16 protein-coding genes and 1 tRNA gene are annotated in these 14205 nt (G+C 61.2%); 1 reads left to right on the top strand and 16 read right to left on the bottom strand.

Annotation, left to right across the window (positions count from 1 at the left end):
- Nucleotides 1-49: 49 nt before the first annotated feature.
- Nucleotides 50-124: transfer RNA gene (locus tag Har1129_RS11260), tRNA-Met, on the top strand.
- Between the two features lie 324 nt (nt 125-448).
- Here Har1129_RS11260 and Har1129_RS11255 read toward each other — a convergent pair.
- The 16 genes from Har1129_RS11255 to Har1129_RS11180 form a co-directional block, all read right to left on the bottom strand.
- The gene (locus tag Har1129_RS11255) at nt 449-925 is read right to left on the bottom strand and encodes a hypothetical protein (protein ID WP_151100735.1); all 477 of its coding nucleotides are present in this window, start codon (nt 923-925) and stop codon (nt 449-451) included.
- Between the two features lie 92 nt (nt 926-1017).
- The gene (hpt, locus tag Har1129_RS11250; RefSeq protein WP_151100734.1) at nt 1018-1587 is read right to left on the bottom strand and encodes a hypoxanthine/guanine phosphoribosyltransferase; all 570 of its coding nucleotides are present in this window, start codon (nt 1585-1587) and stop codon (nt 1018-1020) included.
- 44 nt (nt 1588-1631) lie between these two features.
- Nucleotides 1632-3545 (bottom strand): hypothetical protein, encoded by a 1914-nt coding sequence (locus Har1129_RS11245; RefSeq protein ID WP_151100733.1) that lies wholly within the window; start codon nt 3543-3545, stop codon nt 1632-1634.
- Complete coding sequence (locus tag Har1129_RS11240) at nt 3542-4030, bottom strand: hypothetical protein (protein ID WP_151100732.1); 489 nt, start codon at nt 4028-4030, stop codon at nt 3542-3544. Before Har1129_RS11240 ends, Har1129_RS11245 begins: the two co-directional genes overlap by 4 nt.
- A gap of 90 nt (nt 4031-4120) precedes the next feature.
- Entirely contained in the window at nt 4121-4636 is a 516-nt protein-coding gene (locus Har1129_RS11235; RefSeq protein WP_151100731.1) for a type IV pilin, read from the bottom strand.
- Between the two features lie 264 nt (nt 4637-4900).
- Entirely contained in the window at nt 4901-5482 is a 582-nt protein-coding gene (locus Har1129_RS11230; protein WP_151100730.1) for a hypothetical protein, read from the bottom strand.
- Nucleotides 5483-5594: 112 nt separating this feature from the next.
- Nucleotides 5595-6050, bottom strand: coding sequence for a type IV pilin (locus Har1129_RS11225; protein WP_151102136.1), 456 nt, complete (start codon nt 6048-6050; stop codon nt 5595-5597).
- A gap of 136 nt (nt 6051-6186) precedes the next feature.
- Nucleotides 6187-8013, bottom strand: a complete 1827-nt coding sequence (locus tag Har1129_RS11220; protein ID WP_151100729.1) for a Na(+)/H(+) antiporter subunit D — start codon at nt 8011-8013, stop codon at nt 6187-6189.
- The gene (locus tag Har1129_RS11215; RefSeq protein ID WP_151100728.1) at nt 8013-9701 is read right to left on the bottom strand and encodes a cation:proton antiporter; all 1689 of its coding nucleotides are present in this window, start codon (nt 9699-9701) and stop codon (nt 8013-8015) included. Before Har1129_RS11215 ends, Har1129_RS11220 begins: the two co-directional genes overlap by 1 nt.
- A complete protein-coding gene (locus tag Har1129_RS11210) occupies nt 9698-11197 on the bottom strand; it encodes a monovalent cation/H+ antiporter subunit D family protein (protein WP_151100727.1) in 1500 nt (499 codons plus the stop codon). The genes Har1129_RS11215 and Har1129_RS11210 overlap by 4 nt, the downstream gene beginning before the upstream one ends.
- Nucleotides 11190-11546 carry a cation:proton antiporter subunit C gene (locus Har1129_RS11205; RefSeq protein ID WP_151100726.1) on the bottom strand — a complete coding sequence of 119 codons (357 nt, stop codon included), beginning with the start codon at nt 11544-11546 and terminating at the stop codon, nt 11190-11192. Before Har1129_RS11205 ends, Har1129_RS11210 begins: the two co-directional genes overlap by 8 nt.
- Entirely contained in the window at nt 11546-12019 is a 474-nt protein-coding gene (locus tag Har1129_RS11200) for a Na(+)/H(+) antiporter subunit B (protein WP_151100725.1), read from the bottom strand. The genes Har1129_RS11205 and Har1129_RS11200 overlap by 1 nt, the downstream gene beginning before the upstream one ends.
- Nucleotides 12016-12561 carry a DUF4040 domain-containing protein gene (locus tag Har1129_RS11195; RefSeq protein WP_151100724.1) on the bottom strand — a complete coding sequence of 182 codons (546 nt, stop codon included), beginning with the start codon at nt 12559-12561 and terminating at the stop codon, nt 12016-12018. The genes Har1129_RS11200 and Har1129_RS11195 overlap by 4 nt, the downstream gene beginning before the upstream one ends.
- Nucleotides 12558-12878, bottom strand: coding sequence for a monovalent cation/H(+) antiporter subunit G (gene mnhG / locus Har1129_RS11190; protein WP_151100723.1), 321 nt, complete (start codon nt 12876-12878; stop codon nt 12558-12560). Before mnhG ends, Har1129_RS11195 begins: the two co-directional genes overlap by 4 nt.
- Entirely contained in the window at nt 12875-13150 is a 276-nt protein-coding gene (locus Har1129_RS11185; RefSeq protein WP_151100722.1) for a cation:proton antiporter, read from the bottom strand. The genes mnhG and Har1129_RS11185 overlap by 4 nt, the downstream gene beginning before the upstream one ends.
- Nucleotides 13143-14186 carry a monovalent cation/H+ antiporter subunit E gene (locus Har1129_RS11180; RefSeq protein WP_255518359.1) on the bottom strand — a complete coding sequence of 348 codons (1044 nt, stop codon included), beginning with the start codon at nt 14184-14186 and terminating at the stop codon, nt 13143-13145. Before Har1129_RS11180 ends, Har1129_RS11185 begins: the two co-directional genes overlap by 8 nt.
- Between the last annotated feature and the right edge of the window lie 19 nt (nt 14187-14205).

Raw genomic sequence — 14205 nt, 5'->3', positions numbered from 1 at the left:
CGGCACTCGAATCACAACCCTTAATGAGGGGACCGAACTACGAGATAGTAGCGGGATGGGATAGCCAGGAGATTCCGGCGGGCTCATAACCCGCAGATCGGTAGTTCAAATCTACCTCCCGCTATATTCTGTCGCTCACAAATCCGTGAGCGATTGTTATTACAGAGTAGATTTGAAGTAGAACACGAGCGACCAGCGGGAGCGACGTGGGCGTAGTTCAAATCACCCTCCCGCTATCATTTTGCCGAACTCACTTCTCCAGCGGGGCGTTTTATCGCCGAATGACGCTGAATTCGGCAATTATCGTCCAGTGGATCTGAACGAGACACGTCGTGTGCAACGAAGCGAGCACGGCTTGACGCAGTTCAAATCCACCGCTCGCTGTACTTTTGCTTCGAACTAATCGTGAGTAGCAAATTTAGCGCATCGGTGACCGCTCTCGGCAGGCTCATTCCCGTCGTTCACCGCTACTCCGATACCCGTCTCTGGCCGCTGTGAGTGTTCGGTACACTGTGGCGACCAATGCAACGGCGAGCAGGACGCCGAGTACCTGTACAGGCGTGTTTCGCGTCTCGACTGCCCACGGGAGCGCTAGTACAAGAACTCGGGTAGAGACAACGAATCCAGCGACAGTGGTGACACCGACCAATAGATATCGGCCACTGCGCTGCACTGGGCCACCGCGGTCAATCACGGCGAGTCCGTGCCGCTGGACCAGTGCCCCTTCAAGTACCATCCAGAGCGCCAGTAACACGGCGACGGCGACGCCGACGATGCCGAGCACGTTCGGAACCGCAATCTCCAGAACTCCGACAATAATTGTGGCTGCGCCGACAAGTAATCCGAGCGTCAGCGGTCCCAGCAGGACAAGTGAACTGAACAGTGCCGCGAAATCCCCTGTAAGGGAGCGAATGGAGGGAGACACAACAGGAAGTGTCAGCTCAGGCTTTTGTAAGCCTACTGGTGACTACTGGCGGCTCGCCCGCGACTCGCTACAGAAACCGATCAACAGCCGCCCTAGTCGTCGCCGTGCTCGTCGACGATGGTGACCTCGCCGTCGATGACCTGAACGTTGATCAGCGTCTTGGCGTCGTAACCCGCCTCGTCGAGCTTGTTCGTCCCGTCGGCTTTCTTGATGACACAGACGATGTCCCGGATGTCCGCGCCGATGTCTTCGAGCGCGCCCGTGAGTGCAGCCAGCGTCCCGCCGGTCGAGAGTACGTCGTCGAGAACGAGCACCTGATCGCCCTCGTACACGTCGTTGACGTACATTTCGCTCTCGGAGTAGCCGGTGACCTGTGACAGCGACACTTCCCCGTCAAGACCGTACTGTCGCTTGCGGACGACGACGAGCGGGATGTCGGTCATCAACGAGACGGCCGTCGAGATGTGGATGCCCATCGCCGCCGGTGTGACGATCTTGTCGACGTCGTCGAGCTCCGCCTTCCGAATGATTTTGATGACGATTTCACGCAGCAGTTCCGGTCGAAGCATCGGGACCCCGTCGCTGATGGGGTGGACGAAGTAGTGATACCCTTCCTTCTCAATGATCGGCGCGTCGAGCAGGGACTGCTTGAGTCGGTCCATGCCGTCGGTACTACAAGCCCGTACTAAAATTCTCCGTCACCGACTCAGTAGAGCGCCAGTAGCTCACCGAGCGCTCGCATCATCGGCAGGAGGTGCGTATCGCCCAATGCGTAGTACTCGACGCTCGTCAGCAGTAGAAACACAGCCGCCACGCCCGTTGCAGCACCGAGAAGCACTGCACCGGCCTTCCCAGTCACTCCTTTCGAGCGACCAGACAGTGCCCAGACCCCGAGCGGGACGGCTATCCCGAGCCCGAGAAGCGCGTGCAACTGGAAGGCTTCGCCGGTGCCGTTCACCGTCAGTGCGGCGAAAGCGAGGGTCAACTGTCCACCGATTAACACCGTGCCAGCAACGGTCCAGAGGAACAGATGCTGATTGTCAGTGAGGCTCTTTCGTACCGCTGGGAGCCGCATGCACAGATACACGCCGAGTGGATAGAGCGGGAACAGATACCGGGCAGTGACCTGTGCATGCAGGGGCAAGCGGCTGCTGTACAGCAGGACGACACCGACGAACGCGGTTATCGCGAATGCGTCCACGACGCGGTCGGCGCTGAGTATCCGGTCAGCTACCGACGACGGCAGACGCAACCGTCGGACGACAGGGAGCGCACCGAGCATAGCAACGAGCACCGGCGCGGATTCGAGCAGTGAGAGATTGACAGACTCCTCACCGGCGTTATCAAGTGCGCCGCTCGCACTTCCGGACCGGACGAACGCGTGATACACGTCGGCTGGCTGCTGGTGGAGCGTTTTGAATCCCGAACCGAGCTCGCCGCCCAGCAGCAACAGCGGTCGCATCCCGCTTTCAGCGATACCGAACAGGGGTGCAAACAGTGCGAGCAAGTCACTGGGCCCACCACTGCCGCCACTGCCGCCACCGCTCTCCCCACCGCCCGCACCGCTCGCCATATCTCCACCGAGGGAGCCGCCTCTGGAGATAAGCCTTGGGGGCTTGACTGGGGACCCGGAAATAGCGACGTTGGTAATAACAAAGGGGAGGAGTGACAATGCGAAGACAACGCCGATTCGAGCGAGCGTTCTGGGGCTGTTGTCCGGGGCCGTCGGGATATCGACCAGCGCGAGGGCGACACACAGCAGCAGTGCCTCTGGAGCGTGCACCCACGCGTACAGTCCCACCAGCGCATAGGCGAGCGCGCGGAAGGTCTGTCGCTGCGTGATAACCGGCCCATCTGCCGCCATACGGCTTCGACAGAGACAGTACGCGATACAGACGACCACTGTTCCGGTGACGACGTGGCGCTTCGGCACCGTCGCCCAGAACGCCAGCGGCGTTCCCGCTGTAAGTACAATAGCGCTCAGGAGACCCAGCTGACGCGTCTGTACCCGACTGAGAAGCCGGTAGAGGAACACTGGCGCGAACGCCGCGATGAGGAGATGCGTCAGTTGTAACGCGTATAGATGGATTCGACCAGCGTCGAGGGGCTGTGCCAGCGCGACGTTCAGCCCGAACAACCCGAGAACCGCGACGCTGCCGCCGTAGAGAACCCAGCCGTTGTCGGCGTAGTAACTACACTGGACCACCAGCGCCAGCAGCGCAAGCGACCAGAGTGCGACCAGCGCGATACGGAGTTCGACGACGGCAGTGAACAGGTCGAGCACGAATACGACTGGCAACGAGAGGACGATGACGCCGTAGTTGCGTGCGAACCGCTGGCCGCCGTAGCGGTTCGCCCCCGGCGTATCGAGTCCGGGACTGTACACCGCCTCGGTCATCGCCAACTGTCCGTTTGAGAGGCTGTACAACCCGTTTGCCAGCGTGTAGGAATCAGTAATCAGGAACGCCGTCCGCCACAGCAGCCCGAACAGTACGACCGTCGCGAGAAACACAGTCAGGCCAAGCCGGTCGCCGAACAGTGTAGAATACACCGTCTGGCGCGTGTTCGACAGCGCGGGTGTCCGCCGGCGCAACCGCCCGACGAACTCTGTCGCTGTCATTCGACCACCGATATCGTGACGTTACGCGTCGCCACCACGCCGTGGCCCGAACTGTCGCGCTTGCTGATTGTTACTGTGCCGTTGTACTGATCGCGCTTTATCTCCCCGTCGGTGAACGTGTCCGACGCCAGCGTTAGTTCGTAGGCGTTACCGGTCGATTCGTCCAGAAAATGGTTCGTCGTCCGTGCGTAGCCCAGTTCCTCGATTGTGAGTTCGTAGACGAGTGTCGGCCGTCCGGTCAGATTCGAGAAGTGGACGTGGGCCGGCGGCGAGTCGAGATAGTAGTTTGCTGCGCCGTAGGACCCTTTCTCAAGCGTTACTTTCTCGGGCATTTCGACCTCTGAAACGGTGACGTTGCCAGTTTCAAGGGCGACCGGCTCTGGCTCCGTTGCCAGTGTCACGCCGGGAACGAGCGGGCCGGAGAGTAGTGTGACGCCGAGTATTATGGCGATTACACTGGTAATAACTGCCCGCATTCTTTCCATTGTTACCAGTCACTAGATATCTGGGGATAAAAGTATCGTGGCGCAGTGCTGTAGCTTGTTGCCTTAATAAAAACAAGAATAGAGACGCAGTTATGCGTCAGGCCCGCTGTCGGAACCCAGTGTGGCGGACGAATCGCCTTCAGGCGGTTCATAGACGACATTGAGATCATAGTTGCTATACACACCAACATCCAGAGTTGAGCCGGCTGAAACCTCACTATCTACGGCGCCATAAGCCGACGTACTGGACCATGCTTCATCATCGGCATCGTAGTCTGCCTGATCTGGGCTGGAGTCTAAGCCTTCAGTTGAGAGGTCTGAATCTGTTACCATGTTTTCTCCACGGATATACAGACTACCAGCCTCAATGGTATCGCCACCATCGTGCGAGACCGTTAGGAGACCAGAATCTGAATTTGAACCTGCACTTGCGTCGTACTCGAAACTGAAACTAGCCTGCGGCGTCGCCTGCTGCGCTTGGTCACCGAGACCAAGCACGAAGGAGGCGATAACGGCCGCGAGGATGACTGTGATTGCGACCATCAGGATGACCCCGATGACCGGCGACACTGCGTCGTCGTCGTGGATGAGTTGTTTGATATCCATAGTTGTTCGGCGCACACCGCGAGCGTGACCCGAGTAGTTACATCCTATACGCCGAAGGATGTCCTTACCGGCTCGCGGGGGTGTGCTGACTCAATCACATGAGATGTGCCCACTTATACTCCCACTACGTTTTAGCCGTTCAATGTCTGATTGAAATGCTTCAAGGCCGACTGTACAGCCGAAATTCTGTTTCAGGCTGGCCCAGAAATTTCGGATTTCGAATCTCAAAAGAAACAACGCAACAAGTGAAACGAACCGCACGCTTCAGTCGTCGGCTTCTGCCTCTTGTGCCACATACTCGGTGAGAGTCATTTCTTGCCCGACGTAGGTGTGATAGCCCGCGGAAACACTGAGCACGACCGCGATCAGCGTTGCCCAGACTAGCGGCGGAATTACCGTGAACGGATAGACGCCGACCCAAAGGATCGTCACGATAGCCAGACTGACCGCACCAAGCGAGAGGTAGTACTCGCGCCAAGGGAACTCGCTTTCGGGCACGATTTCGAGATATACGGTGAGTTCTTCGGTTTGTGCGGTCCGGGATACCATTCCACTCTCGTCGTCGTAGTCGACGATACCCGCGTCGTGCATCCGCGGGAGATGTGATTGCTGTAACGTGGTGTAGACGCGCTTTCGCTGCGCGCTTGTGACATCGGTGTTAGGACAGTCGTACTCCTGAGCAGCGACATGTGACGCGAGGTCACCGAGCTGTACCGGCCCGTCGTGTTCCCGGAGATACTGGAGCGTGTAGCGACGCCGTTCGTTCTGCAGAACGTCGAATATTTCCCCTTTCGACAGGTCGTCGTCTGACACAGCGGAGTCCGACCGTTCAATCTGTTCACTCATATTATGCTCTCCGATTTCCCCCACCCATCACAGGGAATACAGCGAAATCAGGGTGTCCATCAGTTATAAACTCACGGATTTTGCTGCCGGAAAAAATGATGGCTACGTGAATTTATGCGCTTGGTCCGGACGCAGTTGCGAGCGTCGCAGAGTTGTCGCCATTTGGTGACTGGTAGACTACATTGAGCGTGAAGCTGTCACCGGTTACTCCAACATTAACTGAGTTACCAGCAACTACTTTACTGTTACTCCCACTGGCTTGACCAGCCGGCCACACTGGGTTATCTGCATTATTAACCTGACCTACGTTCGTGTCGATATCCCCCCTGAAGTAGAGATTACTCGCTTTAATTGAGTCTCCGCCTTCATGAGTCACAGTTACAATCTCGGTGCCATCATAATCTGTACTAAAGCTCGCCTGCGGTGCCGTGTTGCTGACCTGATCGCCCAGCCCGAGGACGAACGTCGCGATAACGGCCGCAAGGATGACCGTGATTGCGACCATCAGGATGACCCCGATGACCGGCGACACAGCATTGTCGTCGTTGAAGAATCGTTTGAGTTCCATGGTTATGTCCGCACGCATCAACAGGTCGCCCTGTTATGCCGTGCTTATCGAATCGTGGCTACGGAGATATATAAGTCTGCACCCGGATTATCAGAGACTGTAATCGTTGCACTCATTGACACCTATATTTAGGGCTTCAACATCCGGTATAGTGTGTAATTATCACGATATATCTTGCAAATAACGAAAGGGCCAGCAGCGTCACCGTCACGAATACTGCGAGAATGAGGATGCTGAGTCCGATGCCAGCCCGCATTGGATGTACGAGGCTGTCGTCGTCGCGGAGTCGCGCAAGCACGTCGTTCGGTGCGGTCACTGTCCGTGTGACGACACCAGTGGCCTGCACCGCTGCGCGGTCCACAGCAGCATACAGTTCGGTCACGCCGACAACGAGTCCACGAGAGCCGTAGAACACGGCCGGATTGTACAGTTTATCGACATCTGGAACGCGGCCGAGTTTCGACAGGGGTTTCTTTGTTACCGCGAAGCCAAGCAGTCCAAGGACAGCGAGAGTGACCCCCTCGATGAGGTGTGGCACGGTGTAGGTCTCGTAGACGTGACCGACGACGGCGTCGCTGGTCACGTCGAACGGAAGGATGGCGAACAGTGCCGTGTCGTACACACCGTAGATAACACAGAGCGCGGCTACAGACACCATTGCGACACTTTGCAGGCGGTTCGCGTCCGGCACGCTGCCGTCATACGTGCCATGGAAGAACGCGTAGTAGCCGAACTTGATGAACGACATGAATGTGCCGATGCCACCCAGCAGCAGCATCCATTCAAGCGTATAGAACTCACCGAGCGGGAGCGGTCCCTTGCCGAAGGTGTAGTGACTTCCGGAGATGATGATGCCCTTGCTGACGAAGCCGTTGAAGCCGGGGAAACCGGCGATTGAGAGCGCAGCGACGGAGAACGCACCTGCGGTAATCGGCATCTCGCGGGCCAGACCGCCGAGCTTCTTCAGGCTTTCCGTGCCGGTCCGGTAGATGACGACACCAGCGGTCATGAACAGGAGGCCCTTATAGAGGATGTGGTTGAATACGTGGGCGAACGCGCCAGCCTGAGCGAGTGAGGTCCCGATGCCGACCCCGGCGACCATGTACCCGACTTGGGACTGGATGTGATACGAGAGGAGCCGCCGCATGTCGTTCTGGAACAGTGCAAACAGTGCGCCGAAGATTGCCATTCCGCCGCCCATGTACGCGATGGCCTCGTGGCCGTTAGGGAACGCGCGGTACATCCCGTAGACGCCGGTCTTTGTCGTGAACACACAGAGGAAGACGCTGGCGGCGATGTGTGGCCGCGGATAGGTGTCGGGTAGCCACGCGTGCAGGCCGATGAAGCCGACGTTGACTCCGATACCGATGGCGGCCAGTGCGGCGGCCAGCCCGGACGTGATACCGGCCGTCTCCGGACCGCCCGGCACTGACGCGAACAGGAAGGTTTCCACTTCGACGTAGTGACGGAGGATAGCGGCCATCAACAGCGTGCCACCCAGTCCGTGCAGGAGTGCGTACCGGAAGCCGGCCCGGACCGCTTTGCCGCCGTAGTGCCACACTAGCAGCGTGCTGGTGACGGCCATCAGCTCCCAGAAGAAGATGAGCGTCAGCCAGTCACCGGCGAACACGGCCCCGAAGCTGGTCGCCACATACGAGAGGGCGTAGCCGGTCTGTGTCGTGTCGGCCTCGCTGGCGTAGGAGTAGAGAACGGCGACAGCGGCGATGAGTCCGAAGATGATGCCCATCAGCCGGGAGAACGGGTCGACGTTCAGCAGCACGGCGTCGAACCCGAGGAACTGGGTCTGGAGGTGTGCGCCCTCGGGCACCATGACGGCCCACGGCACCGCCAGCGCCGGCACGAGTGCGCCGACGGCGTGTCCAGCACGCCGCGGGAGCCGTGAGACCACGACTGCCAGTGCGAGCAGGACGACGACCGGCGGCACCATCGTCAGCGTCGACATCAGGCGACCACCCCCGGGAGATTATCGACAATGGTGTCGACGATTCGCAGGAAGACCGCGGTGTACGGCATCGTCCCCAGCAGGAGCGACAGCGTGGCCGCAGTCAGTATCGGCCCGAGCATGAACCACGTGCTTTCACCGCCGCGCCAGCTGCGGTCGTCCCAGCCGCCTTCGGGCGGGCCACCGTGGTGTTCGTGATCCTCGTGATGCTTGCCGAGGTGGTCGACGTGTTGGGGCTCCGGTACCTCGCCCTCGTCGGCGTGGTCGCCGGCAGCGTCCGACTCATGGTCTCCACCGCCGTCGGCTCGGACTCCGTCCCGCCCTCCAAGTGGCCCCTCGATAAGTGGCTTTTCGTCGTGGCTCTCCGGCGATTCGAAGTACGCTTGGTAGACGATAGGCCAGAAGTATGCGATGTTGAGGACGCCCGAGACCAGTAGCGCAGCGGCAAAGACGAGCCCGCCATCGAGGCTCAACGCCCCGATGACGAGGTACCATTTGCTGACGAACCCGGCCACGAGTGGGATACCGGCCATCCCGGCCGCGGCGACGGCGAAGGCGGCCATCGTCAGCGGCATCCGCTTCCCGATGCCAGCCATGTCGCTGATGTCGTCAGTATGCGTTTCGACGTGGATCGCGCCGGCACAGAAGAACAGCGTGAGCTTCATGAACGCATGCGCGGGGATGTGGAGCAAGCCACCGGTCAGGGCCTGCCCGTGGAGCAGTCCCAGCCCCAGCACGATATACGAGAGCTGGCTAATCGTCGAGTACGCCAGCCGGCGCTTGAGGTTGTCCTGTCTGAGCGCGATGATACTCGCGGTCAGGAGCGTAAAGGCCGCAATCGCAGCGAGCGGGAGGCCGACGCCGAGCTGTTCCATCGTTCCGGTCCCGTACACGTCCAGCACGACGCGGGCGATGCCGAACACGCCGCTCTTGACGACTGCGACGGCGTGCAACAGGCCCGACACCGGCGTTGGTGCGACCATCGCGTCCGGGAGCCAAGAGTGGGCCGGCATCAGCGCGGCTTTGACGCCGAAGCCGGCTGCAAGCAGGGCAAACGCCGCCCGCGCCAGCGTCGGGTCTGCCGTCGCAAGGTCTTCGAGACCGCCGGGCGTGAACGCGGTCGTCCCAGCGAGGACGAACACGAGGACGGTCCCGCCCAGCACGGCGACGCCGCCGCCGAAGGTGTACGCGAGGTACTTCCGGCCGGCGGCGCGGGCCTTGTCGGTCTCGTCGTGGGTGACCAGCGGGTACGTCGACACCGTCAGCAGTTCGTAACAGACGAACAGCGTCAGCAGGTTCGACGCGAACGCGACGCCGACGGCCGACGCGAGGCTGGCGGCGAAGGAGGCGAAGTAGCGCGTCTGTGCGTGTTCGTCCAGTCCGCGCATGTAGCCGATACTGTAGAAGCTCGTAACGATCCACAGTAGGCTCGCGAGCAGGCCGAAGAGGAGGCCGAGTGGGTCGACGTTGAACGCCAGTTCGATGCCGGTGGCGAACTGTCCGATGACGAACTCGTACTCTGTCCCACTCAGGACGCCGGGGACCATGCTCGCAATAATACCGAACTTTGCGAACGCGACAGTCAGGGTCACCCCCTCTCGCAGATTTGGCCGGCCTTTGAGCGAGAGAATCACAGGGATAGCCACCGCCGAGACGAGTATTGCTAGGATGGGTCGGAATTCAGTCATTGGTTTAGAATGGGTAGAAGCGTTTCTCGAAGCACCTGTTCAAGCGCCGGGACGGCTGCGGTCAGCGCGACCGCGAGAACGGCTGCGATGACGACGACGGCAACCATCCCGAACGAGACCGCTTGTCCGCTCCCGTCCGTGACGGGGGCCTCCCCAGACGCATCCTCCGAGTGGATGGTCGCTTCTGCGAAGTAGAGCCGCTCGACGAGGCGGGCGAAGTACGCGAGCGTCAGCAGCGTACTCGCAAGCAATACGGCCACGACCGGCCAGCTCCCTGCGTTGACCGCGCCGAGGACGATGTACCACTTGCCGACGAAGCCGATTGCCGGTGGAACCCCGACCATCGCCAGCGAGAGCACGGCAAAGGAAAACGCCGTGAGCGGGACGCGGCTCCCCATCCCGGCGTAGCCGTTCACAGTTGTCGCGCCCGTCTTGCGCTCGATGATGCCCGTCGCGGCGAACAGCCCGCCTTTCATCACTGCGTGACCGAGCAGGTGGACGGTTGCGCCGACGACGGCAAGCGGGGTTGCGATGGCGAACCCGGCGACGACAAGACCGAACTGCGACACCGAGGAGTACGCGAGCATCCGCTGGACGCTGTCCTGCGAGACGGCGAGCGCGCTCCCCGCAATGATGCTCACGCAGGCCAAGCCGACCAGCGCCCAGCGGGCGACTGGCACGGCCGTCAGGAACTCCACGGTGAACACGGAAAACAGCAGGCGAGCGAGCGCGTACGCCGAGACTGTCGAGACGAGCGCGGAAATGAACGCGCTTACCGTATCTGGGGCGTTCGCGTAGGCGTCGGGCTGCCAAGTGTGCAGGGGGAACAGGGCCACCTTCACCGTCAGCCCGCCGACCATCAGCCCGAAGGCGGTCAGGACCAGCGTCGAGTCGTAGGCCGCCATCGAACCGAGCTTCTCGGCGAGGTCGGCCATGTTGAGCGTGCCCGTTGCCGCGAGCAGGTAGCCGATGCCGAGCAGATACAACGAGGCCCCGACGGTCCCGATAATGAGGTACTTCAGCGCCGCGACAGCGGCACTGGCGTCCCGGCCGCTCGCCACGAGGCCGTACGCCGCAAGCCCCGTGATTTCGAGGAACACGTAGAGATTGAACACGTCGCCGGTGATCGTCATACCCGTCAGGCCGGCGACCAACAGGAGGTACAGGCCATAGAAGGGGTTCGAGTGCGGGCCGGCCTGCCGGGCGTACGCGAGCACGCCTAGGGACACGACGGCCACGAGCAGGGCAACGGCCCCCGAAAGCCCGTCGACGACGAGTTCGATACCGTACGGGGCGGCGAAACCACCGACCGCGTAGGAAACGGTCCCGCTCGCGCTGACGGTCCACGCGAGCAGGCCGGCCAAGCCAGCCTGTCCGACGAGCGTCAGCGTCGCGATGGGCCACCCGGCCCGGTCGCTCACGAGGCTGGCGACCAGCGGCACCGCGCCGCCGACAATCGGCAGGACCACCAGCAACACAGGGAGTTGTTCAATCATAGTAGAGCTGTTTGAGTTTGTCTTCGTCCAGTGTGCCGTACTCGGTGTAGATGCGGATGATAAGCGCCAGTGCCACGGCGGTCAGACTCACCCCGACGACGATAGCGGTCAGGATGAGGACGTGTGGTAGCGGGCTGACGTAGGGGCCGCCACCCTCCTCGATTATCGGCGGGTTTCCGCCGGCCCTGAACGCAAGCGTGATGAAAAACAGGAAGATGCCCGTCTGGAAGATGTTCATCCCGATGACCTTCTTTACGAGGTTCTGGGACTCGATGAGCATGTAGAGGCCGATACCCAGCAGGAGCATCACTGCGAAGTAGTTGTAATGTGAGTTCAGCAGTTCAAACATTAGCTCTCATCCTCCGGTGAGTCGACGGCGTGGCCGAACCCGGCCGCAAGCAGGAAAAAGAGGCCGATGGCGACGCTGGCGACGATGCCACCGATGCCCAGTTCAACGAGTTCGATGCCGTACGCGGTCGCGTGCGAGACGAACTGTTCGTACAGGTGATATTCGAGGAAGTTCCCCCCAAGGAGAATCGTTCCCAGCCCGATTGCTGCGAACGTGAGCACGCCGCCGGACGCGAGCGCTGCGACGACGCGGACATCGAGCCACTCACGGGCCGCGTCGATGCCGTAGGCGAAAGCGAGCATCATCACGACTGAGCCAGCGATGACCCCGCCCTGAAATCCGCCGCCGGGGGAGTTCGCCCCGTGGAACATCACGAACAGGGCAAAGGTGAGCACGAACGGCGACACCACGCGGACCGTCGTCATGATAATCGTGCTCTCGACGTACAGCCCAGTTCGCTCGTCGCTACTCATGCGAACACCTCCTGCCTGAGGACGGTCAGTGCCGCGACCCCGGCTGAGAAGACCACGACTGCCTCACCCAGCGTATCGAATCCACGGTAGGCCGCGAGCACAGCAGTTACCGCGTTGTGGACCTCCGTGTCTGCGTACGCGTTGTCGATGTAGTACTGTGTCACTTCGCCGCTGACGACTGGGTTTGCCGCGCCCTCTGCTCCAACAGCGGGCAGTGACGGAACGGTCGCAATCATGACGACGACGAACGCGCCGACCAGCACGACGGTCCGGACGCTGATCGACTCGAACAGGCCGTTCTCCTGTGGCCGAACGGTGTTTGCTAGCGCCAAGATGAACAGGATCGTCATGATGCCGGCCCCGACAGCCGCTTCGGTCAGCCCCACGTCGGGGGCCTCAAGCATCACCCAGATAATGGAAATGCCGAGGCTGTAGGCGGCAAACGCCATCAGCGACGCCAGCACGTCACGGAGTACAGCTGCGCCGATAGCACAGCCCAGCACGAATACCAGCAACAGTCCCTCGATGAGCGAGAGCGTCATGACTCTCCCTCCTCATCGCCGGCAGTCCACGGCTCGATACCCTGATCCTGTGCCGCCCGGGCGATGGCGTGGGCGGCGGTGGGGTTCGTCAGAAACATGAACACAAGCAGGAAGACGGCCTTGATGGTCGCGAGGTCGGTCTGAATCGCGAGCGCGGCAGCAGCGATAGCGAGGACGGCTCCCAGCGTATCGCTTTTCGACGCCGCGTGTGTGCGAGTGTACACGTCCGGCAACCTGACGATGCCGATCGAGGCGACGCCAGCGAAGAACGCACCCACCAGTGCGAGCGCGACGATACCCCACTCCAGCGGCGTCATAGCACACCCCCGTGCTCGACGTTGAACTTCGAGAACGCTATCGAGAGCAGGAAGTTCAGCAGGGCGTACACGAGCGCGATATCGAGGAACAGCGGCTTATCGAGCGCGCCGGAGACGAGCGCGATAGCGATGACGGTGTTCGTCCCCATCACGTTGACTGCGATGACTCTGTCGTGGTCCGTCGGCCCCGCGAACACGCGGTACAGCGACACGATAGCGAACAGGACGAACGCGCTGGCGATCGTAAGTAGCGCCGCCTCGAACTCAATCATCATCGGTCACCTCCGGGTCGCCGATGTCGCTCTCGATGGGGTCGTTGTCGTCCCCTTGCCCTCGTTCGCGCGGCGAGGGAATCGCGGCTGCCTCCCGGCCGTAGAAAACGAACCGGACGGCCCTCTCAAGGCCGCCCTCGAATAGATCTTCGCGCGCCCCGCCAGTGAGCGAATGGATATCGAACGCCTGCTCGGAGACGCTGACCGTGAGTGTTCCGGGCGTCAGCGTGATGCTGTTTGCCAGCGTCGTCACCGGCCCGTCCCCCCAGATTGCGGCCTCCAGTTCGACCATTTCCGGGTCGATTGGTAGTGACGGGTGCAAGACGACGTAGGCGATTTCGAGGTTTGCGACGGCGATCTCTTTGAGGAGGTACGGGATGTAGAGGGCCAGCCGAGCGGCCTGTCCCGGAACCCGAGTCAGCGACGGCTGGCGACTGAACGCGATTGGCGCAAGCAATGCAGTGACAATCGTCGCCGTTATCGCGCCAGTGAGGAAATCCAGCGGTTTGTACGAACTCAACAGCAAATAAAACAGGTACGACGCCCCGAAAATAGTGAGATACTTCGGGAGCGTCGCGGCGCGAGCGAGCGCGGTCGACCGCGCCGGCCGCTCGACTGGTGCGGTCTCGACCTCGACATCGCCCCGGACGAGTTCGACTTCGAGCGGCCGGAGCATCGGCGTCGTCCCACCCGGGTTGAACTCCGGATCGAGGACGACCCGCTCAATGCTGTGTTCGTCAGCGTAGGCCAGTATCGCGTCGGCGTAATCGCCGGGGCTGAACAGGTAGCGGTCGGCACCGATGACGCCCAGTTCAACGTCGAGATTCGACGGCGGGTCAGCGCCCAGATCTTCGGCGAGCCAGACCTCGATGCGGTCGAGCAGGTCCTTGGCTTGGCCGAGTTCCGTCTGAGCGTCGGGGTCGACGGCGCGCGTGCTTGCGACGGCGACGAGGTGCAGCGACACCCGCTGCTGTCCCTCTCTGGCCGCCGATTCGGCCTGTTCAACGGCGTAGGCGACGGTGTTCCGGACCGTCACCGAATCGGCTACTGGCACG

This window comes from Haloarcula sp. CBA1129, from assembly GCF_008729015.1.
In the GTDB taxonomy this organism is placed as follows: Archaea; Halobacteriota; Halobacteria; order Halobacteriales; family Haloarculaceae; genus Haloarcula.
The sequence above is the reverse complement of the archived record's forward strand: the minus strand, read 5'-3'. Positions and strand labels throughout refer to the sequence as shown.

Bases quoted from the DNA above. Each gene is read 5' to 3' on its own strand.
- hpt (WP_151100734.1), bottom strand. From the start codon at position 1,587: ATGGACCGACTCAAGCAGTCCCTGCTCGACGCGCCGATCATTGAGAAG.
- Har1129_RS11245 (WP_151100733.1), bottom strand. From the start codon at position 3,545: ATGACAGCGACAGAGTTCGTCGGGCGGTTGCGCCGGCGGACACCCGCG.
- Har1129_RS11240 (WP_151100732.1), bottom strand. From the start codon at position 4,030: ATGGAAAGAATGCGGGCAGTTATTACCAGTGTAATCGCCATAATACTC.
- Har1129_RS11235 (WP_151100731.1), bottom strand. From the start codon at position 4,636: ATGGATATCAAACAACTCATCCACGACGACGACGCAGTGTCGCCGGTC.
- Har1129_RS11230 (WP_151100730.1), bottom strand. From the start codon at position 5,482: ATGAGTGAACAGATTGAACGGTCGGACTCCGCTGTGTCAGACGACGAC.
- Har1129_RS11225 (WP_151102136.1), bottom strand. From the start codon at position 6,050: ATGGAACTCAAACGATTCTTCAACGACGACAATGCTGTGTCGCCGGTC.
- Har1129_RS11220 (WP_151100729.1), bottom strand. From the start codon at position 8,013: ATGTCGACGCTGACGATGGTGCCGCCGGTCGTCGTCCTGCTCGCACTG.
- Har1129_RS11215 (WP_151100728.1), bottom strand. From the start codon at position 9,701: ATGACTGAATTCCGACCCATCCTAGCAATACTCGTCTCGGCGGTGGCT.
- Har1129_RS11210 (WP_151100727.1), bottom strand. From the start codon at position 11,197: ATGATTGAACAACTCCCTGTGTTGCTGGTGGTCCTGCCGATTGTCGGC.
- Har1129_RS11205 (WP_151100726.1), bottom strand. From the start codon at position 11,546: ATGTTTGAACTGCTGAACTCACATTACAACTACTTCGCAGTGATGCTC.
- Har1129_RS11200 (WP_151100725.1), bottom strand. From the start codon at position 12,019: ATGAGTAGCGACGAGCGAACTGGGCTGTACGTCGAGAGCACGATTATC.
- Har1129_RS11195 (WP_151100724.1), bottom strand. From the start codon at position 12,561: ATGACGCTCTCGCTCATCGAGGGACTGTTGCTGGTATTCGTGCTGGGC.
- mnhG (WP_151100723.1), bottom strand. From the start codon at position 12,878: ATGACGCCGCTGGAGTGGGGTATCGTCGCGCTCGCACTGGTGGGTGCG.
- Har1129_RS11185 (WP_151100722.1), bottom strand. From the start codon at position 13,150: ATGATTGAGTTCGAGGCGGCGCTACTTACGATCGCCAGCGCGTTCGTC.